The 22702-nt window shown below is 58.0% G+C and carries 19 protein-coding genes; 5 read left to right on the top strand and 14 right to left on the bottom strand.

Translation table 11 applies throughout. The features are described 5' to 3' along the window. Positions 1-172: 172 nt before the first annotated feature. On the top strand, positions 173-2905 hold the full coding sequence (locus JJE66_RS29535) for a tetratricopeptide repeat protein (protein WP_200517958.1): 2733 nt from the start codon (positions 173-175) through the stop codon (positions 2903-2905). Positions 2906-3008: 103 nt separating this feature from the next. Here JJE66_RS29535 and JJE66_RS29540 read toward each other — a convergent pair whose 3' ends face one another. Further along, positions 3009-3770 (bottom strand): metallophosphoesterase family protein, encoded by a 762-nt coding sequence (locus JJE66_RS29540; RefSeq protein WP_200517960.1) that lies wholly within the window; start codon positions 3768-3770, stop codon positions 3009-3011. 279 nt (positions 3771-4049) lie between these two features. Between JJE66_RS29540 and gmd the strand changes: the two genes are divergently transcribed. The 3 genes from gmd to JJE66_RS29555 all read left to right on the top strand — a co-directional run bounded on the left by gmd (position 4050) and on the right by JJE66_RS29555 (position 6889). Further along, on the top strand, positions 4050-5129 hold the full coding sequence (gene gmd / locus JJE66_RS29545) for a GDP-mannose 4,6-dehydratase (RefSeq protein ID WP_200517964.1): 1080 nt from the start codon (positions 4050-4052) through the stop codon (positions 5127-5129). Then, positions 5110-6066, top strand: a complete 957-nt coding sequence (locus tag JJE66_RS29550; RefSeq protein WP_200517966.1) for a GDP-L-fucose synthase — start codon at positions 5110-5112, stop codon at positions 6064-6066. Before gmd ends, JJE66_RS29550 begins: the two co-directional genes overlap by 20 nt. 205 nt (positions 6067-6271) lie before the next feature. Continuing rightward, on the top strand, positions 6272-6889 hold the full coding sequence (locus JJE66_RS29555; protein WP_200517967.1) for a serine protease: 618 nt from the start codon (positions 6272-6274) through the stop codon (positions 6887-6889). Between the two features lie 433 nt (positions 6890-7322). Here the strand turns inward: JJE66_RS29555 and gspG are convergent, their stop codons facing one another. The 10 genes from gspG to JJE66_RS29605 all read right to left on the bottom strand — a co-directional run bounded on the left by gspG (position 7323) and on the right by JJE66_RS29605 (position 17072). Further along, positions 7323-7811: a type II secretion system major pseudopilin GspG gene (gene gspG / locus JJE66_RS29560; protein ID WP_200517969.1), complete on the bottom strand. Its 489-nt coding sequence runs from the start codon at positions 7809-7811 to the stop codon at positions 7323-7325. Between the two features lie 1661 nt (positions 7812-9472). Further along, positions 9473-10105, bottom strand: a complete 633-nt coding sequence (locus tag JJE66_RS29565) for an A24 family peptidase (RefSeq protein ID WP_200517970.1) — start codon at positions 10103-10105, stop codon at positions 9473-9475. Further along, positions 10102-10560, bottom strand: a complete 459-nt coding sequence (locus tag JJE66_RS29570; protein ID WP_200517971.1) for a hypothetical protein — start codon at positions 10558-10560, stop codon at positions 10102-10104. Before JJE66_RS29570 ends, JJE66_RS29565 begins: the two co-directional genes overlap by 4 nt. A 167-nt stretch (positions 10561-10727) precedes the next feature. Continuing rightward, positions 10728-11330: a type II secretion system protein GspM gene (gspM, locus tag JJE66_RS29575; protein ID WP_200517972.1), complete on the bottom strand. Its 603-nt coding sequence runs from the start codon at positions 11328-11330 to the stop codon at positions 10728-10730. Beyond that, the gene (locus JJE66_RS29580) at positions 11327-12445 is read right to left on the bottom strand and encodes a PilN domain-containing protein (protein ID WP_200517973.1); all 1119 of its coding nucleotides are present in this window, start codon (positions 12443-12445) and stop codon (positions 11327-11329) included. The genes gspM and JJE66_RS29580 overlap by 4 nt, the downstream gene beginning before the upstream one ends. Positions 12446-12542: 97 nt before the next feature. Beyond that, a complete protein-coding gene (locus JJE66_RS29585) occupies positions 12543-13160 on the bottom strand; it encodes a type II secretion system protein GspJ (RefSeq protein WP_200517974.1) in 618 nt (205 codons plus the stop codon). Further along, positions 13157-13534: a hypothetical protein gene (locus JJE66_RS29590; RefSeq protein WP_200517975.1), complete on the bottom strand. Its 378-nt coding sequence runs from the start codon at positions 13532-13534 to the stop codon at positions 13157-13159. Before JJE66_RS29590 ends, JJE66_RS29585 begins: the two co-directional genes overlap by 4 nt. 62 nt (positions 13535-13596) lie before the next feature. After that, positions 13597-14037 (bottom strand): GspH/FimT family pseudopilin, encoded by a 441-nt coding sequence (locus tag JJE66_RS29595; protein ID WP_200518918.1) that lies wholly within the window; start codon positions 14035-14037, stop codon positions 13597-13599. Then, entirely contained in the window at positions 14034-15284 is a 1251-nt protein-coding gene (locus tag JJE66_RS29600; protein WP_200517979.1) for a type II secretion system F family protein, read from the bottom strand. The genes JJE66_RS29595 and JJE66_RS29600 overlap by 4 nt, the downstream gene beginning before the upstream one ends. A 12-nt stretch (positions 15285-15296) precedes the next feature. Beyond that, positions 15297-17072, bottom strand: a complete 1776-nt coding sequence (locus tag JJE66_RS29605) for a GspE/PulE family protein (protein ID WP_200517983.1) — start codon at positions 17070-17072, stop codon at positions 15297-15299. A 141-nt stretch (positions 17073-17213) separates the two neighbouring features. On the opposite strand from JJE66_RS29605, the gene JJE66_RS29610 reads away from it, so the two are divergent. After that, positions 17214-18086, top strand: coding sequence for a type II secretion system protein GspK (locus JJE66_RS29610; protein WP_200517987.1), 873 nt, complete (start codon positions 17214-17216; stop codon positions 18084-18086). Between the two features lie 421 nt (positions 18087-18507). On the opposite strand, the gene gspD is transcribed toward JJE66_RS29610, so the two are convergent. The 3 genes from gspD to JJE66_RS29625 form a co-directional block, all read right to left on the bottom strand. Beyond that, entirely contained in the window at positions 18508-20514 is a 2007-nt protein-coding gene (gspD, locus tag JJE66_RS29615; protein ID WP_200517993.1) for a type II secretion system secretin GspD, read from the bottom strand. Positions 20515-21372: 858 nt separating this feature from the next. Beyond that, complete coding sequence (locus tag JJE66_RS29620) at positions 21373-21744, bottom strand: H-NS family nucleoid-associated regulatory protein (protein WP_200517995.1); 372 nt, start codon at positions 21742-21744, stop codon at positions 21373-21375. A gap of 439 nt (positions 21745-22183) precedes the next feature. Then, entirely contained in the window at positions 22184-22543 is a 360-nt protein-coding gene (locus JJE66_RS29625) for a hypothetical protein (protein WP_200517997.1), read from the bottom strand. Between the last annotated feature and the right edge of the window lie 159 nt (positions 22544-22702).

Consider the following 22702-nt stretch of genomic DNA (forward strand, 5'->3'; position numbering starts at 1 on the left):
CGCCCTCTTTATAAATCCGCTTTAAAAGACATGTAGAGCAATGGCTTCTCTGGTTTGCCACTAGCACGAAATAGGCAGCACCTGCCAAACACTATTATGTAAAACGATTAATTCGGCTGCCAGGAACTCTAAATATGTTGTTTCTGTGGCGGCGAGATCTCGAGGGCTACCCATGCGGCGCGCTTCCACTCTCCTGATTGCCGTCTTGCTCCCACTGATGACGACGGGCTGTGGACGTCCGGAATCCAAGGCCGAAACGCCAAAGGACCTCGTTACCACAGGCGAAGAAGCGCGTCAGCACAACCAGTTTGACGTTGCTGAAAAGAACTTCCGGACGGCGCTCCGCCAGAACCCCTCTCAGCCGGAGGCCATCCGCGGCTTGGCGTTGCTCTACAGTGAACAGGGCCAGTGGCCAGTCGCGATCCCCTTCCTGAAGCAAGCCGCCGAACTGAAGCCGGACGATGCCGAGATTCAAATCAAGCTGGGTTTGGCCGACCTCCTGACCCGGGACTTCAAATTGGCGCGAGAGATAGCTGTAAAGGCACTCGACCTGGCACCGCAGCAGGAGGAGGCCGCAATCCTTCTTGCCGATAGCGGTGACACAACCAATGCCGTTGACGAGATACGTGGCATCTTGGACGAGCTGGTTAAGAAGAATGGAGATCAGGCGGGCTACCATATAGCCCAAGGCGTGCTTGAGGCTCGCCAAAATAACGATACCGCCGCCGAGCAGAAATTCCAGGAAGCGCTCCGCCTTGATCCGAAATCCGCCGGCGCGCTCACTGCCATGGCAACGCTTCACTGGAAGCGGAAGGACCTCAAGGCCGCCGATACCGCCTACCGGACAGCAGCTGAACTCGAGCCTCCCCGGCTTGCAGCAACAATCCGCTATGCTGACTTCCTGATTGCAACGGACAATGTGGATCGTGCGCGCGAAGTCCTGCAAAAGCTCAATGAAAAGTTCCCGTCCTATCTGCCACCGCGCGTGATGCTTATGAAGATCGCGTGCTCGGCCAAGCAGGACGAGGCCTGTGTCAGCCGGGTCCAAAACGTCCTGTCTCAGGATCCCATCAATTTCGACGCATTGTTGATCAGCGGAAATATCAGCCTGGATAAGAACGATCCGACCGCCGCGATCCGCTCCTTCGACCAGGCCCTCAAGCTCAGCGGCCAAAGCCCCCAGCTTTTGTACAGCCTCTCGCGTGCTTACCTGATGGTGGCGCGCACCCTGGATCCGGTGAATGCTCGCAAGTACATTGACAGCGCTGAAGGCTTCCTGACCTCGGCTCTTCAGCTTGCCCCAACCTTCGATCAGGCCGCCTTGCTTCTGGCGGATTTGAAAATTCGCAAGGGCAGCGGTGCCTCCGCCGTCGATCTCCTCAACCCCGTCGTCGCTCGGCATCCTGAAACCGAAGAGGCGTACAATTTGCTGGCCGCAGCGTACTTGTCGCAGCAAAACGCCGATGGCGCGCTGGAGGTCTATCAACGCATGGCCGGGCTCTTTCCGAAAGACCCTCTTCCCTATCAGGCGATGGGGACCGTCTATCTCAGCAAAGGAAAGCCAGACGAGGCTCGCCAAAACTTTGAGAAAAGTCTGTCTCTCTCGCCAGATTTTGGGCCGGCAACGGAAGCGCTGGTCAACCTAGACGCACAATCCGGCAATTTCGATGCAGCTTTGGCTCGCGTAAAGCAGCAACTCGAGAAGCACTCAACTGAGGCGCAGTGGTGGGGGCTATCCGGGAAAATAAAACTCGAAAAGCGTGACTACGACGGCGCTGAACAGGATCTCACCAAGGCTCTCGAAATCAATCCTGATCTGGAATTGGCGCAACTTCTTCTTGGGCGGGCTTATGTCGCGGCAAAGAAGCCGGAGATGGCGATTAAGAAGCTCACCGAAATCACCAACCGAAAAAAGACAGTGGCGCCGCTCCTCCTCCTGGCCAACCTGCAGGAGCAGCAAAACAATATTCAAGCCGCACGAAACGCCTATGAGGCTGCGCTCGCGTTAGCGCCGAACAACCCGATGGCGCTGAACAATCTCGCCGTCATCTATTCTGATCAAGGTAATATCGAGAAGGCATCTGAACTAGCGAAGAAGGCTCAAGAGACCGTGCCGAGCGATTCAAGGATCGCTGATACGCTGGGCTGGATCTTGTTCAAGAAGCATCAGTATCGGGAGGCGCTTGCGCTCCTGCGGGACAGCGCGTCCAAGAACCCGAACGACGCAGATATCCAGTTCCACTACGGAATGGCGGCCTACGTCACCGGCGACGAGAGCGCAGCCGCATCAGCTCTCGGGAAAGTCGCGCAATCCTCCGCCGTCACACCTTCCAAATCAGAAAGTCAGCGTCGCGTCGACTTCTTGGCACAGGGGAGCGGCGGAGCCGGACCGGATGAATCTAAGGTCAAGGACTTCCTCAACGATTATCCCGACGACCCCGTTGCGCTTCAGCGACTGAGCGAAATTGCTGTGAAGCGGTCCGACGTTGACGGCGCCATCCAGGGATACGAGAAACTTCTTTCAATTTATCCTGAGTTCGCACCCGCTACGCGAGAGCTGACTCTGCTGTATGCTCGCAAGACAGGTAACAATCCGAAGGCCTTGGAAGTGGCCTTGAGAGCAAGGCAGAGTTTCCCGAGTGATCCCGAGGTCGCACGGGCGGTTGCCATCCTTCAATTCAGGTCCGAAAACTATCCTCGCGCGGTCGAGCTCTTGAAGGAAGTCGTCAGCAAGCGCCCTGATGACGCAACTGCGTATTATTTCCTCGGGAAGAGCTACCACGAGCTCAAAGACCGGCCGCAATGCAAATCTGCTCTCGAGCGATCCATTGCTCTCAACGTCGAGGCACAATTCGTAGAATCCGCAAAATCCGGGCTTGCCGATTGCACGGAGCCGTCACAATAGCGCGGTCTTCGCGGTGCATGTTCGGTCGCTTGCTTCCTTCAGAGCTCCCAGGCGAGCGGCTGAACCATGATTACAAAAGGATCTGCGCGCACCAGGGTGCGCCTTACCGGGAGGTTTCGATCTCCAGAATCTCGCGGGGGCCGCCGGGCTGTGCGTCATCGAAAACGCCAATAGCCAGACGTCCGGTTTTCCAGGCCATGCAGTCGAGGTTGGTCCGGCCAGCGGTCAGAACGGGTCCTGAGGGTTGCGCGTCATGTCCGTGCACAACGTGACGCTGGCCATGGCCTTGCTCGAAATGGGGCTGGTAGCGTTTCCACAGTAGAGTGCGCTCTGACTGCGCTTCCAGCGGTTGATCGGGGTCCACTCCGGCGTGCACGAAGACTCGATACTGATCCACGTGGATCCGAAGCAGTTGCGCAATGAACTGCAAGTGAACCGGAGGCAACCGTCTCAGGTCTGTCGGGTTTGCCGGGTCGAGGCCATACGAAGTGAGCGTCTGAGCGCCGCCGTTCTGCATCCACCATTGATGCTTCGCTTGGCCGAGACAGGCTGCCAGCATCATCACCTCGTGATTGCCCTTCAGGACAATCAGGCGGGGATGGCGATCCAGCCAGTTCATGATGAACTCAAGTACTTCTGCGCTCTGTGGACCGCGGTCGACGTAGTCCCCTAGCGTGACAATTTTTGCTTGCCGCCCCCTCGAATGGTCGATGATACGACCCACGGCCAGTTTGAGCAGATCTGCGCGGCCGTGGATATCCGGGATCGCGTATGTAAGTTCAACACCAGCCACTGCAGCACCGCACCTGATCAAACGTGGCCCGAACCGCAGCAGACCGAACAAGGCGCTCGATCGCAGTTCCACGAGGACCACCAATCAAAGGCCTATAACATCCGCTTGCGGGGTAACAGACCTAGTCCAGCCGAGGAGATCAAATTCCAAGCCGAATATTAATTTCTGAACAGCTGTGGCATATTGGGAGGGGCGCGAGATTAACCCAACCGATCGAGAGTTCCGATCTCCTCCCAAGGAGACCATTCCAATCTATTTCAATATTGCTTTGAGATGAAGTATGAGTGAGAGGGTCGACCTTTCACGTTATGCACCATACAAGACCAATTCTCTATCGGATGTGTATTAAACATGCATACGGCTTCTAAACGTGTTGCGCTGATCACCGGAGTTACGGGACAGGACGGCGCCTATCTGGCTGAGTATCTCCTAGGGCTTGGTTATACGGTCCATGGAGTGAAGCGGCGCTCGTCGTCGTTCAATACGGCAAGAGTCGACCATCTGTATCGGGATCCGCACGACAAAGACGTGCCGTTCCTGATGCACTATGGGGATATGACGGATTCGACGAACCTGATCCGCCTTATGCAACAGATCCGACCGACGGAGATCTATAACCTCGCTGCTCAGAGCCATGTCGGCGTGAGTTTCGAGAGCCCGGAATACACGGCCAATTCCGACGCGGTGGGAGTGCTCCGTATCTTGGAGGCTATCCGCATTCTCGGAATGGAAAAAGCGACGCGCTTCTATCAAGCGTCGACATCCGAGCTATTTGGACTCGTGCAGGAAATTCCTCAAAGAGAGACTACTCCGTTCTATCCGCGTTCCCCCTACGGGGTCGCCAAACTTTACGGTTATTGGATCACGGTGAATTACCGCGAAGCTTACGGTATGTTCGCCTGCAATGGCATTCTGTTCAATCATGAAAGCCCCCTTCGCGGAGAGACGTTCGTCACGCGCAAGATCACTCGCGCTGTAGCGAGGATCGAGGTCGGCTTGGAAGATACGCTCTATCTCGGAAACCTCGATGCACAGCGCGATTGGGGGCACGCGAAGGATTACGTGGAGGGCATGCACCTCATTCTGCAAGGAGACCGACCTGACGACTTTGTTCTTGCGACCGGCGAAATGCACTCCGTACGAGAATTCGTCGCTGCTTCGTTTGCGGAAGTGGAACGCCGGATCGAATGGCAAGGAAAGGGAATCGACGAGGTCGGCATCGACGGGAAAACGGGCAAGGTCCTCGTGAAGGTCGATCCGACTTATTTCCGACCGACGGAAGTAGAGCTCCTCATTGGCGATCCTTCCAAAGCACGGCAGATCCTTGGATGGAATCCGAGGAGAAAATTTACCGAATTGGTCTCCGAAATGGTCGCCAGCGATCTCGTCGCGGCGAAGCGGGAGGCCGCCAATGGCCGGAACCTCGTTTGAACTAACGGGCAAGTCGGTTTTTGTCGCCGGCCATCGCGGTATGGTCGGGTCTGCACTCGTCCGCCGCTTGGCGCCCGAAGGAATTCAACTCCTGACGCCAACACGAAGCGAACTAGACCTCCGCAACCAAGCTGACGTACTCGCATGGTTTTCTGCCAATCGTCCGCATGTCGTCTTCTTGGCCGCGGCGAAAGTGGGCGGGATCGTAGCCAACAATACGCTCCGGGCAGAATTTCTGTACGATAATTTGGTGATCATGAGCAACGTCGTCCACGCCGCTCACGTGAATGGTGTTGAGAAGCTGATGTTTTTAGGGTCCTCCTGCATTTACCCGAGGTTGGCTCCTCAACCGATCCAGGAAAGCGCGATCCTGACAGGCCCCCTGGAGCCCACAAATGAACCTTATGCGATCGCAAAGATCGCGGGCATCAAGATGGTCGAGGCTTATCGCCATCAGTACGGCTCCGACTTCATCAACGTGATGCCGACCAACCTTTACGGACCTGGAGACAACTACCATCCCGAATACAGCCATGTCGTGGCGGCCCTGATCCGCCGTTTTCATGAGGCCAAGCTCTCGGGCGCTGACGAGGTCGTGGTGTGGGGCACTGGGAGGCCGCGGCGGGAGTTCCTCTATGTTGACGACCTTGCAGATGCATGCATCCACATCATGAAGATATATTCTGGTCCGGATCTGATCAACATCGGCACCGGGCAAGATATCACGATCGACGAGTTTGCCCGGCTGACCGCGAAGGTGGTGGGCTATCGTGGGCAGATCATCTTCGATGCGACGCGTCCAGATGGCACTCCGCGCAAACTTCTGGACGTCACGCGCTTGGAGAAGCTCGGTTGGCGTGCTCGAACTTCGCTGACGCATGGCATTCGCCTGGCGTATCATGCGTTCCAGGAGGAGACAGCGGCCAGGGCGAGTTGAGCTGCTGGCGACGCTCCGCGCGCCGGCCGCTCCTCCGAGCCCTTGACCACGCGGCACGATCATCGTTTTGAATATCATTAGCCAGGATGGCCCACCATGACGCTCCAGTCGCGAAACTAGCCGGCGCATGCGGTCGTCCAGGATAACAGAGCTCTTTGCAGTCCTATTAAGCCTTACAGCGGGCTATGGCTCTGCAACGGCGCAAATGGCGGAAGATACGCTTCCTCCGTTTGCGATCAACATCTACCGCACGCCGAAGCAGGATTGGCCGGGCTACGGCATCTATCTTGGCGGAGGTTATTTCTTGACTGCCGCACACGTTGCGGGCGAAGCACGGTTGACGAAGCCGCGCGTCGTGATCGAAGGTCGGGAATACCCAACTACGATGGTCAAGGAAGGCACGTTCGAGGGGACGGATCTTAGCCTTCTTTCTGTCGATGAAGTTTTCCTGCCGATGCGATTGTCCCTGCGCAGAATGCGGTTGTGCGGGGCCGTTCCGGCGCCAGGGGAAGACGTCGTGACACTCGTCCCGGGGAAAATCGAACATTCGCGCATTTTTCCTCCGCGGATGATCCCCAACTCGGCGCGCCGCTTCAGCACGGCCATTGCGGACGTCGCTCAAACCGGGAATTCCGGCGCAGGGGTGTTCGATCTCCGGCGTCACTGCTTGGTCGGGGTCATGAGCCGTAAGATCTCTGAAGTTCAACGGGAAGGGCTTACCGGCAGGAAGAGCAGGGACATTGCGAAATATTTCGTTCCTGCACCGCAAATCGCGGCCTTTCTGCCTCCTGGCGTTTTGAGCGGCCCCGATCGAGAGCGGTAAAACCACACCTCCGAAAGATATCAGCGGCCACTACGCGATCTCCCCGCCAGAGGCAGGGCCACGAAAAGCCCGGCACATTCATTGCAGGAAGCTATACAATTGCATTCACTCGACTGTGAGCGAACCTGGGGAAGCTTTCTCGGCACCAACTATCATAGACGGCGAGGACAGATCCATGCAGTGCTCAAAGCCAGTCAAGACGAGTCTTGGGCCCTCTCCCGACTTCACACGGGAAAGTCTAGATGTTGCTTACGCTCAGGTCATGAGGCTGCGGCAGGAGATCGTCGAAGCCCAAGCTGTATTGAAACCGGAGGCGATCAGCCAATCCGCACCGAAAGAACTCCGGACCTGAAGCAGCGGCGCGCAGAGGCTTCTTTTCTAGGCGCCGAGCACGAAGTCAATGCGAAGTCTTCCCTATCGGGGGCCGCAAATATTAGCCTGACCCGTTGGCCCATGATGCCCGCGTGGAGCGTGCGTCCGAACTTGCCTTCTTTACGTTTTTCCCACTCGGCCCCAACGAATAGACATTGTACTCGCCTTGGTCAGTGACCGCGTATTGATACGGCCGCCCCCAAGGGTCCAGCAGGGTCTTGGCATTCTTCAAATACGGACCATTCCAACGGGGCGCTTCCGGAGGTGCCTCGACCAATGCCCTCAAGCCGACGCTAACGCTCGGATATGTGCCATTTTCCATGTAGTACATTTCGAGGGCGGTGTTGATATTCTCGATCTGCAATTGAGCAGACTGAACTTTCGCCTTTCCGAAATAGCCCATCAACTGCGGCGTCGCGACGGCCGTGAGGATGGCGATGACCCCCATAACCACCAAGAGTTCGAGCAGGGTGTATCCCGCATCTGCGCGGCCCCGCCTGATCGCCGCCCTTCCAGTCAGCGCCTGCCCACTCCACACGATCTCCAACACGGTCCCACCTCCGGAATTTGTCTGCTGTTCATTTCGGACCGATCCTGATGCGAAGTTGTCTCCAAAGACTTGACGTCCTCAAGCAGACGAAAAATCGGAGTCAATTTCGCGTAACTCTATCAGCTAAAATCCCATTCAAGGCTCGGCTTCCAAACGTTTGTTTAGGGCCGGTAGTCCTATTCAAGCTCTAGCCGAGAGTGCTGTCCTCTGGATGTGGCTTTCAACGTTGATACGCGCTCGATCATCCTCACGACGGCGCTGGCGCGACCCTCGTGCTGCGTGTTGCCAAACAGGATCGTCGCCTTCGCGACCTTGCTCAATCCGCGATATCTTGGTCGCAGTTGTGCCAGAGTACAGTCGCGCCCTCGCACATCCTCTTCAAATAGATGCAACGCGCGGCAGTTAACCTCAATGTCGATGTCAAGCTTAACCGCACGTTTGTGTTGTAGTTGGCGGGCCCTTCAATAAGTTCCCCGATGATAATACGCGGCCCAGCGCCGACCACCCGAGTCTTCCGACATTGCCATGAACAGCAACGCGGAAACGAGCGTGGTCGCACGCGTCTCTTTATGGAATTAGACCCATACCCGGCCGCACGTAAAAAGGATGTTTTCAAATGGCAGCGGCAAAGAAACGGCCGAAGAGAAAGCCAAGCGGTCTCACGCAGCATAACAGTTCGCTGCAGGCTCTGATCGCGGAGGTGATTTCGCTCCGCGAAAGGGTCGCAAAGGCCGAACTCATAGCTCTCAATCGCAAGACACAGAAAGCTATGTCCACAGAGGCAGCAGCCGCCCGCCGGCCGAAGATTAGCTCCCGAACGAATTGACAAGCTCCGCCGTACCCCCGCGCTTGGCGACCGCAAGTGAACGCGTAAGGCGGGTTTCAATAAGGGAACAAGAGTTCCATATCGGCATTTTCCCTCACCCGAGCGCAACTGAATTGTAAACTTCATCGAGAGCACTTAGGCTAGCTCTCGATTTCCACGATCCTTGTTGACCAATACAAATTTTCAGGAGAACTAGAGGTGAAACTTCGGCGACAGAATTCTGCTCGTTGCTGCCGTCAATCCACGCGAAAGTCTTTAGAAGCGCGCTACGCCGAAGTCCTGAGGTTGCGGGAAGCGATTGATCGGACCCAGGCAAAGCTCGTCCGAATGACCGAAGCCGGCCGACGTACAGCAAAGTAAGCGTTCGCCTGATAGCTCAATCGCATCGGCGGATTGTGCGCCATCGTACACCAAGGCTGGCCCGCGCCGGCCTTCGTAAGTCATAGCACGTCCAGCCAATGGCCCATCGGCCGTAAATCGCATATTCGCCGTATCCGAACGGGTAGTCATATCCATCATCCAAAGGATTGGCCGTGAATGCATCGTGCACGGCAGCAGCGGGCCAAGGATGGCGGAACGCCGAACCGACTGCAACAGCGCCCGGGCCATAGTAGAGCGGCAGCTGCGCCCTTGCGGGGAAGGAGCAGAACAGGCCAGCCGCGACAATCGCTAGCGAGGAAGCCAATCGCATGGTGAAAATCCTGTCCAATAGACAGCGCTTGGGCCAAGGGAGATCGCTCGTTCTACCTCGCCGGCTTGCCGCCATACAGCAGAGTTGGTGCCGCTGGTTAATTGTAACTGGTCATCCAAACGTAAATTGGAAGAATGAGCGCGGCTAGACGCTTCCGAAGCTCCAAAGCTTGTCGAAATTCCAGGTCAGCCAGATGCCGGCCGCGAGATGTGGGCCAAACGGAATGGCCGGCCGTCCGCCCACCTCGTATCGTTCGGCATTGAAGAGCAGGATGGCCGCAAGCGCCGACCCAACCGCAATCAGAACTGCTTCAGGTAAGGCTGCGAAACCAATCCAAAGGCTCGCGGCACTGATGAATTTCACGTCACCAAACCCAAACCCGTCGTATCCGCGCAACAGGCGGAAGGTGCTTCGAAATGCGGCAACTGCAACAAAGACGGCAGCCGCTTCGAAGACACCGATATACACTGCGGCGCCATGCACGAACGCATAATCCGCCACTCCGCCGGCGGCGAGAGCCAGGTTGACGCTGTCCGGAATGATCCCGAAACGCGCGTCGATCGCACAGACCGCCATCAAGATCGCAAGCAAATAAAGTCCGGAACACAGTGCTTCCGGTTCAACCGCCCCCGAAGCTAGACTCGCACCGAGCCAAATCGAACCGCCCACCAGAGACCATGCGACGAGAGCGTCCTGCCGCCGTGCTCGACGGAATGTCAGCCCATCCGCAAGGAAACGGCCAATGCGCCTGGCGATCTTGGGTAAGGCGCGGTTCACTTTCCTGCCACGCTCCGCTTCAGCGCAAGCGTCTGGCCTTGTCCTTCGAGTGTGACCTGTTCGGGCTTGACTTCAGTAAGTCGCCAGCCATCGATTTCACCATTGACCTGAATCCAACGGCCAACCGGATTTTGCGCTGAAGTGATGAATGCTTTCTGCAGCGATCCGCTGATCAGCACTCCTCTGAGAACGATGTTCGAATCGAGTGCTGCAACGGGCGGGCTACCGGTGAGAGGCGCAGCATCCGCCGACGTGTCTGCAACCCCAATCGGTGTCTGCCGCATCCGCGCGAAGACAGGACGCGCGGTGACATGATCGTAGAGCTTCTTCTGATGTGCTTCGCCAGTCGGAATGGTGGAGGCGCCGGCCCCCAACGAGGCTGACGGTGCCATCACCGACACTTTCACCGCTAGCATCGCGGCAACGGTTGCGATCCCGGTCAGGGCGATCGACATTCGCAATCCGGTCATGAGATAGCGCGACGCAGGTGGGAGTTCCGCAAACGCTTCTCGCGATGGCAGGATCGCCTCGATGAACGCGGCAAGGCTCCGGGCTCGCGGAAAGCTCCGCGACCAGATCATCGCTAGCTGGGAGCGACTGCTTCGCGAGATTCCCCTGATCATCATCTCGTCCTCGTTCCGGCGAAGTCGGCAGCGCGTTGATCCTCCTTCGCCCCGGGCGACCTGCCACGAAGATCCTGCATTATCCCTTCGACTTTGAACTCCGCCCGAAGCATACTTCCATCGCCGTCGGTCGCTGGTCTTAGAGAAGCGTCAGTGATGAATAGAAATGGAGACTGATCTTCTATCTCGGCTATTACGTCCCGCACGATCCCGAGCGGTCCCTCCAATTGCAATCCAACTGCAACCGTTCTCGATTGTGCAACACGACCGCCCTGCAATCCGCGAAGCCCGAGCACATGTGCGCCCTTGGCGGTCGCCATCGTTTGCAGGCCCGCTTGCAGATCGGCACTGATGACGCGCTCCTCATCACCTGCCATAAAGGGTTGAATGCTCTTCAGGCCATGCTGCTCCATCTCCTGTGCTTCGCGGACGATGCGCCGGAGATACGCCAACTGCGCCGCGTTCTGCTCGATTTCATCGCTTCTATTCAAGAAATGCGAGAGCACCGGCCCGACGAACAGGAGAACAAAGAGCACTAGACCGACCGCGTTTAAGGCCAAGAACCCCCTGCTACGCAGCTGCTTGCCAAACCACTCCATCATTGGTCTGCTTTCCATACGGGATCGACCGGCCGTGCCAGTAGGCTGTTGCGCAAGCGAAACTTGAGGCTAAATCGATCCTTACCCTCATTTGCATCAGGAACGATGGCAGCGATCAGGGTCGCGCCCGCAAACATCGGCGACTGATCAAGAATTCTGACAAGATGCGCGGCGTGCGACGAGTAGCCGGATATGGTAATCTGGCCCTGGTTGGTTCTGAGCTCGATCAGGAACGTATCGTCTGGCAGAATGCGGGATAGTTCATCCCAGACGGCCAAGAAGCCACTATCGGCCTTCAGCGCGTAAAGCCGGATCCGTTGGCTGGACTGGCTCTTTCCTTCGTGCACGCTGGCTTTGGCTTCCAGGAGTTCGGCTTCTAGCTCAGCTGCCACACCCGCTTGGTACCACTCGAAGATCATAAGGCCCAAAGCCGCGGCCGCGAGCAGGGTCAGCCAAAGAGACTTGATGGCCCGAGAAGCCTCCGGCATGCCCGCAGCCGCATCAGGTCGGATCTGAACCACAGAAACGAGGTGGTCAGCACCAGTCCTGACAGCCAGGAAATCGATCTCGTCCATCGCAATGGCCATGGGAGCGACCGCCGCTGTCGCCCGCTCTCGCGCGATGATCCAGTGGCAGTGCGGGACAGCCCCGTCGCGAGACGCATTGGCGACCGGGCGGGCTGCGTGCCAGACGTCCGTGAGCCGAAAGGGCGTTCGGCGGACAACTTCCTGATCAAGTATTTGTGGTAGCGAAGCGAGAGCCTCGCTGGGAATGTTCAGATCTCGCCGCAAGAACAGATCTTCAGCGAGAACAACACCGAACAGAACTTGATCTCGTCGGAGGCCGACCTGGTCGAGCCATTCGAGCAGCGCGGGGCCGCCAAAAGCAGCCGCGGGGAACTGCTGCTGGACCGTCCGTCCGTCCTGGACCAATTCGCAGGTGACGGCATCGTTAGTACCCGAGACAAAGCATGTCGGCCGAGCCCTACGGTCGAGCAAAGGCCGCCAGCTGGGCGGGACTGCCTCCCGTAATTCGGCCATCCACCAATGCGTAAACTGACGCCATCCGAGCGAGAGCGTCTCCCGATCAAAAGGACGGATTTCCGAAACACCGACCATCGTGCGTAATGTTCCTCGTAGGAGCCCAGATCAGCGCAACAAGCATATTTACTAAATCTTTACGAAGAGTAACGAACGGTTCCGACTTGCCGGGTGTTCAGCCTTGCCGAAGTGCGATCACGGCTCGGGGGCCACTTCTTCGCCCATCTTCAAAGTCGACCAGGATGGAGACCAAATTCGGCAAGGCTTGCGAATGCCACTCAGTCTGCCAGACCGCCTGCCCCGACGCACCGAAATACTCGAAGTGAACGGCGCGAACGCCGCGAAGAACCACCACCGTCGAAATCGGCGGCTTGCTCTGTTTCGGTCCTTGCGGGCGGCGGGCAATCGTAAGCACAAGCTCACCTCCAACGTGCCGTAGATCCACGCCGTAAGCACCGCCGCGAAGCGCTCGCCCTTCGCTCAGCACGACAAAGCGGATCTTCTCTTCACTACCTTCGAATACAGCGGAATTCTTGTCGTCGATAGGATAAGGGAGCGCCGAAGCCACCAGATTCAGCAGGCTCTGGATTGCCGCGTCCGCCCTTGCGTCATTGCCATTGGCTTGATCGGCATCGAATGCACGGCGCCCCATCGACAGTCCCCCGACGATACAGCCGGCAAGAAGAGCAAGAATCGCCATCGATACGAGGAGCTCGACCAAGGTCAGTCCTTGCTCGGCCGCGCGAAAGCGCATTGGGCGCCGCGGTCTGTCCTTCCCGACGAGTCCGATCATGGCGCGATCCGAGGTGCAAGCTTCAGAGCAGATAGCCTCTCCTCGTGTCCGTCAGGTGAACTGACCCTGATTTCGACCCAAACGGGAATAATGGTACTATCAGCTTCCCTAGCCGCCTTGCCTTTCTTTTGTGCGCCTTCGAATGTCGCGGGCGTCACAGTCTCTCGCCAGATGAACGGGCCGACGCGGCCCTGTTTGTGGCCTATCACGAGCTTGGACACGATCCCGGCCGCTTCCAGACGCGACTGCGCAATACGATTCATCACTCGGCTATTGCCGGCCTGCGTGTCGGAACGCAAGGCGACAGCGATCCCGACCAATATTGTTCCTATCCCCAGCGCGAGAATTGCAAAGGCAATGACGATCTCGATCAACGCAAATCCGTCGCGGCCGCTGCTCCTCACCGGACCGATCCGAGCGTCAACAGATCGGCCCATCATCGACCTAGGACCGGCTCGCCAGTAAACCAGTTCACAGCAATCCGCCTGGTATGACCCTGATAGCTAAGCAGAATGTCTGCACCGCTGGACTGACCGTCCGGAAAGAAGCGAAGCGCGCCCGTGTCGCCGAGGCGTTCGGTTTCCGCAATCGTCACTGCCATGCTCATCCCTTTCGGCAATTTATGCATCGCATTCCTGTAGCCGAACTCCCCATTCACCGGATCTATCGCAACGACGACGTCCGTATTGGCGGCCATCGCTCGAGACCGAGCGAGCTGGAAAGTGGCAGCCATGGAGCGAGCCGTCCTTTCGACGCGAGCCACGGCATTCTTCGGTCGCGCCAATACCGCCGACGCGAGGATGAGCCCCATGATTCCAAGAACCACGAGGAGCTCAATCAACGTGAACCCTGCCGACGAGCTTGACCGAAGCTTCATTGGATCGCCAGATTATTGATTGACAGGACGGCACTCATCACCTGCATGATGAGCGCGCCCACGGCGCCGCCAATGACAAGGGTAAGAACTGGAGTCAGTAGATTGACCATTTGCTCAAGATGACGCTGCAGTTCACCGTCGAGAGTGGCCGCAATCCGGATCAGCATGCGCGCGAGTTGCCCGGACTGCTCTCCCACCGCAATGAGCTGCAGCGCTGCCGGTGGCAGAAGATCTGTGCCGGCGAACGCTTGGTTTAGTGACGCGCCTTCTGGCACCCGACTGATCGCATCGGCATAACCTGCGTTCATGTAGCGATTGACGATCAGCGACCTCGCCGTCTGCAGCGCAGACATGAGCGGCACTCGCGCATCAAGTAACGTCCCAAGCGAGCGGGCAAAGAGGCCGGCCTCCCGCATCCGAAGCAGTCGACCGAGAACGGGAACGCTGGACTTTATGCGATCAAGTTTCAAAGCCAAACTCGGGCTTTTTGTGATCCTGTACCAGAGCATTGTGCAGACTGCCGCTCCTCCCAAGAGGTACACCGTCAATGGCAGCCAGTAGTCCGGAATGCTGGCGAGGACACCGAGAATTCCCGGCAGCGGCAAACCGGCATCTGCAAAGATCGGCGACAGGTTGGGGATGAGCACAAAGACGATCACCGCGACTGAGGCGAGTGACATGAAAAGGAGGATAACGGGATAGATCAACGAAGATCTGATCTTGTTGCGAATCTCCAAGCGTTTCGTGAGCATGTCGCCAATCTGCCCCAGTACTTCGCCGGTCTGTCCGCTGGCCTCCCCTGCGGCCACGATCGCCAAGTAATCCTGCGGGAAGATCGTCGGACGGTGCCGCATGGCCTCAGACAGCTGAGCACCGCCCAGGATCTCCCGCAGCAAATCCCTGGCCAAGAGGGCGCGCTTTGGCGATGTACCTGGCCCGGCCAACACCCGAAACGATACATCGAGCGGCAATCCCGAATTGACCAGCGCCGCCATTTCAACGGTGAAGGCCGTCAACTCGCTCAGGCCGAACTTGTTCGATCGCCCGAATTTCCGGCGCCAGACCGGCCGGCCTTGCTGGGATACCGACGGTCGCGCCCCATCACCAGCCTCAGACAGCAAAGTCTCGAATGGAGTCAGCCCGGAAGCATAAAGGGCGTCGATGGCCGCATTGATTCCCTCAGCCGCAATTGTCCCAGCCGTAACGACTCCTTGGGCCGTATAAGCTCGATATCGATACGTCGCCATCGCAGTACTCCTTCATGTCGTCCGGGTAACGCGAAGCACTTCATCCAAGGTTGTTTCTCCGGCGGCGACCTTCATCAGTCCGTTCTCGTAGAGGCTCACGAATCCCGCGGTCCTCGCCAGGTTTTCGAGCGTAAGCTGATCGCCGCTTCTTCGACCGATCGCCTGCCGTACATCGTCGTTGACGACAAGCAACTCAGAGACGGTCGTCCGGCCACTGTAGCCGATGCCGCCACAGGCTTCGCATCCGACCGCCTCGCGGCTATCGGACCAATCCACCACCATGCCATCAGAGGCAGCGAGGGTCAGCCTGGCCGGGATACCGCCGAAATCGACGTACCGGCGCGAGCAATGTCGACACAAGCGGCGCACCAAGCGCTGTGCCATCACTCCCGACACTGTAGAAGCGAGCAGATAACGCTCCAGTCCAATGTCTATGAGGCGCGTAATCGCTGCGAGGGCTCCGTTGGTATGTAGGGTGGAAAACACGAGGTGACCAGTCAGGGCCGCCTGAACGGCGATACGCGCGGTCTCGATATCCCGGATCTCGCCAACCATGATAACGTCGGGGTCCTGGCGAAGGATTGCGCGTAGGGCAGAAGGAAAATCCAGTCCGATCTGTGGCTGAACGTGAATTTGATTGATGCCGGCAAGCTGGTACTCGATAGGATCTTCAACTGTGAAGACCTTTAGCTCCGGACGATTGAGGTGTTTCAGTGCCGTGTACAGGGTCGTTGTTTTGCCGCTGCCGGTCGGCCCCGTCACCAGGAGAAGGCCATTTGGAAGCGCCATCAGACGATGAAGATTCTCTTCCGTCGTCTTATCCAAGCCGAGCTTCTCGAACTCGAGTTCGACGCGAGTGCGGTCGAGAATTCGCAATACGAGGCTCTCTCCGAACGCGGTCGGTATCGTCGATACACGAATATCGACCTCGCTTCCTCGAACCGCCGTTTTTATCCGGCCATCCTGCGGCAATCGACGCTCCGCAATATCGAGCTTAGCCATGATCTTGATACGCGTCGTCAAAGCAGCTCGAAGTGTTGCCGGCACGGATCGCTCGGGCCGCAGGAAGCCATCTAGACGGATGCGAACTGCAACTTCGTCGCGCCCAGGCTCGACGTGAACGTCCGAAGCTCCCCGCTCGACAGCGCGCGATATGATTTGGTTCACTAATCGTATAATTGGCGCTTCATTCGCGATATCGCGCAGCCGTTCAACGTCCGGCTCATTTCCTTCATTACCGCCGATTGCAGTTACCTGTTCGTCGTCAGCCTGAGATGCAGACTCCTGGTCCTGGTAGACGTTTCGGAAGGCGCGTTCGATGTCGGCAGGAGCAATCACCGCGAGGTCAACGCGAATGCCCAACATGTAGGAAATGGAACGACGCGCCTCGTCGTCGAATGGATCCACCACAGCCAGCAACAAGGACCCTCTGCCGAGCGCCAAGGGAAGGGAGCGGCTCGTCTTGAGAAACGTCAACCCTAGTTGTTCGGCCAGGATCGGCCGCGCCGGAATGTCACCGGGCCCAACTACGGGCAGCGCGCAATAGGATGCATAAGCGCTGCATAGGTCGACCTCGGACACCAAGCCGAGTTTCACCAGAACGGCGTCGATACGTTCGGAAGCCGCCTCCGCCGCTCGCCTTGCTCGCGCCACCGCGCCCCTGTCGAGAATTCCTTCGGCGACGAGGTGACCGGTAAACGCCTCCGCGAAGTTCGGGTCCTGCGGGGGCGGCCCCGCCCCGCGTTCCTCGGGCAGATGCCGAAGCAATTCCTGAACACTGGATGGCATCTCGTGCTCGTGGACCTGACGTGTGAGATATACTGGGAAATCCTAGAACCGTTTGGTTAACACATGCTGTTTGACGGATCGTTTGCCATTTGCGTCTAATTTGGCAGGACCCGATCTGCAAAGCATGGCAAACCGCTGGAAATGAACGACATCCCCCGCAAGCCCCGCCTTGGATCGGCGCTGAGTGGCCACCAGCGCGGCTTTGCCCTGGTGACCGTCATTTGGGGCCTGGGATTGATTCTCCTGCTGGGGGGAACGCTGGTCGTCGGCGCGAAATATCGCAGCAGGATCGCGAGCGCGGATACTTCGATCGCCAGAGCCTCAGCGGCGGCCGAGAGCGCAATCAATTTGGCGATTGCGGCAACATTGATCCCGGAGGGAAAGACAAAGTTTCCATTGCAATGCCGGATGCCCGGCGGCGAGCGGGCCTTCGTCACAGTGGAGGAGGAGATCGGCAAGGTCGATCTGAACACTGCGTCCAAACCCATTCTGGAACGGTTATTCGCTGCGCTCGCCAATGACAAGGCCGTCGGCGAGAGAATAGCCGGAGAAATCCTAAGAGCTAGGAGCACCACTCCAAGGTCTGCCGGAGAGGCGGGTAGCCCATCAGCGTCCGTCACGAGCGGCAAGCAGGGTCCTCGGCTCGGCTTCACCAGCATTATGGAACTGGATCAGATGGCCGGAATGTCGCTCAGGCTGTTTCGGAAGGCAGTGCCTTTCATTACCATCTCATCCGGCCGTACCGCACCTGCGGGCGAAGCGGCCTCTCCCGCCCTCGTTGAGGTGCTTGGGCTGAACTCTCCGCCCGCCCAACCTCGCCGGATCTTGGCGTCAGGCAACGTCACCGTACGCGTGGATGTCACGTCAGGTGATGGATCCAGACTAGTCCGCGAAGCGTTGATCGATTTCGACGGCGGAACCGGGCAACCCTATGTGATACGGGAATGGCGCCTTGGCACTTCAATCTTACCGCCGCCGCAACAGCGACGGCTGCCGCCCTGTGTGAGAATCTAACACAAGGTTTAGCCCTTCGAGTTCAGTACGATCGGTGGGCGAGCCGCACGTGCCGAATCCTCTAGGCGTTCGCGCTCTGCCGCAACAGCAGGACCGGGTTCAACAACCGTGCAACCCTTATTGCGCTGAAGGTCAGTCAACGCATCTAAGCGTCTTCGTTCATCGACCAGTTGCTTAGGCGCATCGAGGGGAAAGCGTTCCGAATCATAGCCCGCGAGCTGACCGGCAGCGAGCCAATATTCGAGACGTGCTGCGCGCCTCACTGAATACCGGAACGATGCGGAAACCGCACTGCATGACATCGATTCGTCGACCGGCAGCACCATATACGGAGAAGGCGGGGCGAGGGTGTAGTAACCCGTCGCGCAGCCGCCCAGGGCGCACGCCAAGACGGTGGAGAGGACCAGGCGCGACGTGGAGCTCACGGGACCACCAGCCGCCGCGCGGTATTGGCGAAGGTCCGCTCTCGGGTCGACGTATGCGGCATATAGACATGCATCTTCCTCCGGTATTCTTCCGTAACGAGCCGGCTTTCCGTCGGATCCCGTACGACCTTCGGTGTGATGAGGATAACAAGCTCGGTCTTCTGGACCGAGTTACCTCTGTTTGAAAAGAGAGCTCCCAGGCCAGGAATGTCGCCAACAATAGGGATCTGTGTGCTCGTCTTGTTGGATTGATCTTGGATCATGCCGCCAAGCGCGAGGACCTCACCGTCGTTCACAACGACGGTCGTCTTCACGCGCCGTTGCTGGATCGTCGGCGAATCAATGTTGGAAGTGGTCGTCTTCACGACGCTACTGACTTCCTGTTCGATGTCCAACTGAACTCGACCGCTTTCATTAATTCTGGGTGTCACCGCCAGAATCACGCCGGTATCCTGCATCGTGATCGAATTCACGATCGCCGTGTTGGCAGTGACCGTACTCGTCGCCGTCTGGGTGGTGATCGGTACCTGATCGCCAATTTGCAGTCGAGCAGTCTTGTTGTCGAGCACCATCAGCGAAGGCGTTGAGATCACGTTGACATGGGTCAGAGCGTTCAGCGCACTAAGGGTGGCCGCAATACCCGCGGTGTTCACGGCGTAATTGAATCCCGGGAACGCCGCCGCGACTCCTCCCGCAAGGGCGCTGGAGAATGTGGCCGTTGGCGTCCCCTGCTTCGCGAGCTGCCATTGCAATCCGAATTGCAGATTGTCGTTCAAGGTCACTTCGGCGATCACCGCTTCGATGAGCACCTGGCTCGCAACGACATCAAGGCCCTGAACGACGCGCAGAACGCGTTGATAGTCCCGGTCGTTGGCCATGATCAGCAACGAATTCTTCGCTTCGTCAGCCACGATCTTGAGGACGGGCTCGGCCTTCGAATCCGCTCCGCCGTTGTCTTCGGATGGCTCGGCGGCAACGCTGTCGGGATCAACATCCACTTGGCGAGAGTTGGACTGCTGATCACCCGCTCGTCCAAATGCCCCAGGACCGGCCGAATCCGCCGCACTTGCGACACCGCTCGGCCTTTTCATGTCGCCTAGCAGAGTGGCCTGCTTTGAACGTGGAGATACACTTCTGCTCGGCGGGCGCACGATCTTCATCTCGCTGGAGAACATGGATTGCAGAACCGCCGCAAGCTCTGCGGCTGTTCGATTCTGCACTTGGTAAATGTGCAATTGGGGTTCAGTTCCGCTTGCACGGGAATCCAGCCGACGGATCCACGACTGCGCGCGAGGAAGATAACTTGGATGAGACGTTATGACCAGAATTGCGCCAAGGCGATTGTTCGCGACAAACTTCACGCGCCCTTTCAGCGGCCCCTCCTTGTCCGAGGAGAAGACCGCCTTAAGTTCGTCCACCATTTTTTCGGGCTGTGAGGCCTTTACCGGGACAACGGCAAAGGACATTCCCTTCATCACGTCGACATCGAAGACCGCGATGGAGTCGAGCATGTTGTCGATTTCGGAAGGTGTCCCCTTGAGGGCCAAAATGTTGCGTGCGTCGTCGGCCTGAACTATTGCTCCCTTGGGCACCATCGGCTCAAGCACACGAGCGACCTCCGTAGCGGCCACATATTTCAGCTGAACGACTCGAATTCCACTGCCCGAACTTGCTCCTTCGCCTCCTGCACGGACGGTGGCCACGATTCCAGTAGCGGCTTGGTCGCTCGGAACAATTCGGTAGACGCCCCGGCTTTGGACTAGTGTTGCTCCCGCGGGTGCTAGCGCCGCTTGAAACAATTCCAGGGCTTCCGCCTTCGTGACCGGCTTCGTCGTTTCGACCGAGATCACGCCGTCGACGCGCGGATCCAGGACGTAGTTCACGCCGATTAGATCTCCGAGGACAGTTTTTGCCGCCTGCTGCAAAGGCACGCCTGCGAGATCGAGCACAACGGTACCATTGGCCGCCCCCGCTGTCGGCTTCTCCGACGAGGCACCAATCATCTGCCCGTTGCCGCCCTCGGACGTTGCAACCGCCCGCGATGATCGTGATGGCAGCGGGACCGCACCTGTCGTTGAGGGATCAGTTGCTTGGGCGTAAGATTCCAGCGACACCGGCTGAGACGATAATTTCGGCTGCGCGTCGACTGTGAGACCCACAGCACCCGGCGAGGTACAGCCAGAAACAGCTATGGCCGCCATTGCGCAGGCGGCCATACTCAAAGTTAGGCTGCGTCTAGCCGGCAAAGAACAAGCTCCAACATCAATGGGCGCTAATTCGCGCGTAAACAATCGGTAAAACATTATGGTTAAGCAAACGTAAATTTGCGGTCGCCGCAAATTGCGGCCGCCTCATCTGGGCTTCGCTGTCCATGCTTGCGAGGCGCCACCCATCGACTGCGCGTTCGGAGGCAACCGGCCGAACTCGCCGAATGCAAGCTTTACGGAAATCCGTAATCGCGCGAGCTAAAGCGGAATGGCTTCAGGAATCAATGACCGAGGCTCGTTCACCCCTCCTGCTTGCAAGCGGGAGAGGGAGCGCACTTCTATTGTTTCAGCGATCAAGCCTGACTCAATCGCGCTTTGGCGCTTGAGGATCGCAACTCGCTTGTCTTCACCGTGAAAGTCGGGTTGCCGCAGCCTCGACCGCCGATCTCCCGCTCCACCACGCTGCATGACAAGCATGCACCATGCGATTCGGCGCCAATCCGGTGCTACCGGCGATAGGGCCCACGAATTGAACGCATACGGATCGTCCAATCCGTTGGTCTTCGGGTCTTTACCCCAAGAGAGCCCGACTGACCTCAGCCAAACAGGCTGCAAGGTCTTGGTCAGGCCAGCAAGCGCCAACTTGGATCTGGTTTAGGCCCGGCGTCGTCGAGACGTACCTTCTCCCGTCTCTTGATTCGCAATGACGAACTCGTCGATCGAGCGGCCAGTTCTCAGTGCGGCAGCCAGCCACCGCGGCTGCTTTCCTCGACCGGACCAGGTTTGAGACGGTTCGCTGGGATTACGATATTTCGGGTAGACACGAGGATATTTGCGGCGCTCCCTTGAAGCACCTTCCCCGGGCTCTCCCAGGGCGGTCTCCTTCTCGCCGCGAAGCTGGGCCAGGCGCTTTTCAAGCTCGCGCTTTTCGGAGGTCAGGCGCACCGACAGTATCTGCCCAATCTCCTCGTGAAGCGCCCACATCTCATCGAGCGGCATCGCCTCCAGGTTGATCTTCTTGTACATCGCAACCTATCGCTAATGAACCGACCGCATTTTACGGCGCGATTCGCCCACCCCTTTTAATTTCTGCCAGCGGTCTTAAATCCAAGTCAAGCGGCAAAAAGAAGTTAGAAAATAGAAATAAAAATGGATGTCGCCGCAACATATTGAATTTGCTGTATATTTCGCAAAAAAATAAAATGGGGCTTTACGGTGAAAAATCCCAGCAATTTATCTTAAGCTATTGCTTCCGTCGCGATAGCCTCAAGCAGCGCGGCGCCCGCGGAACTCCCGGCCTTTACGTCGACGTCACCGCTGCGAGTACAGCTTCGATCCGCCACGCCATCGCCAGTACTCAAGTGTATTAGAAGCTGGGGACATTCAAGAGAGGCCGGATGGCACGTATCCGCGAGCACTTGGTTGGTATGCCGCCGCGGCCGGCGGAACTCAAAGCGCTTCACTCCTAGGGGGAATCTTTCACGTCGTGGCACGAGTTCGCAAAAGGAACTGAACAGGCTCTGCGATTCGATTCAGACATTTCGTCGTAGTCGAGAAGATCGAACCTGTTACACCGCTCAATCCGGCTCGCCGCCACCCAAAGTTTCCAACTTCTATCGTGCTTGGAATAGAGTTCCTGCCAACTCAGCTCGTCGTGAGCCATCCCGGGATCGTTCCGATTAGCTGCATCTGGCCGGCCCCGGGGCTGCCCCGTCTGCCGACTGTCCACGCGCTGCAACTCGAGCATCTCCTCATAAGTCAGGCCGATCAGGACATGGCGCCCCATTTCATCGACGACATATCGGCGCGGTGCGTTGCTTTTCAAGCGGCGCTCCTCTCCTGCCTTCGGTAGTTCGTTCGCTGCGGAGTGTGGCCCGATCAAGAAACTGCGCTCACCGGCGGCACGAATGCAATCAAGCAGACAACGAAATGGGACTTCCACTCGCGGCGACACCGAACGCAACCACTTCAGCTACAATCGCTC

Origin of the sequence: Bradyrhizobium diazoefficiens (genome assembly GCF_016612535.1) — a bacterium.
In the GTDB taxonomy this organism is placed as follows: Bacteria; Pseudomonadota; Alphaproteobacteria; order Rhizobiales; family Xanthobacteraceae; genus Bradyrhizobium; species Bradyrhizobium diazoefficiens_C.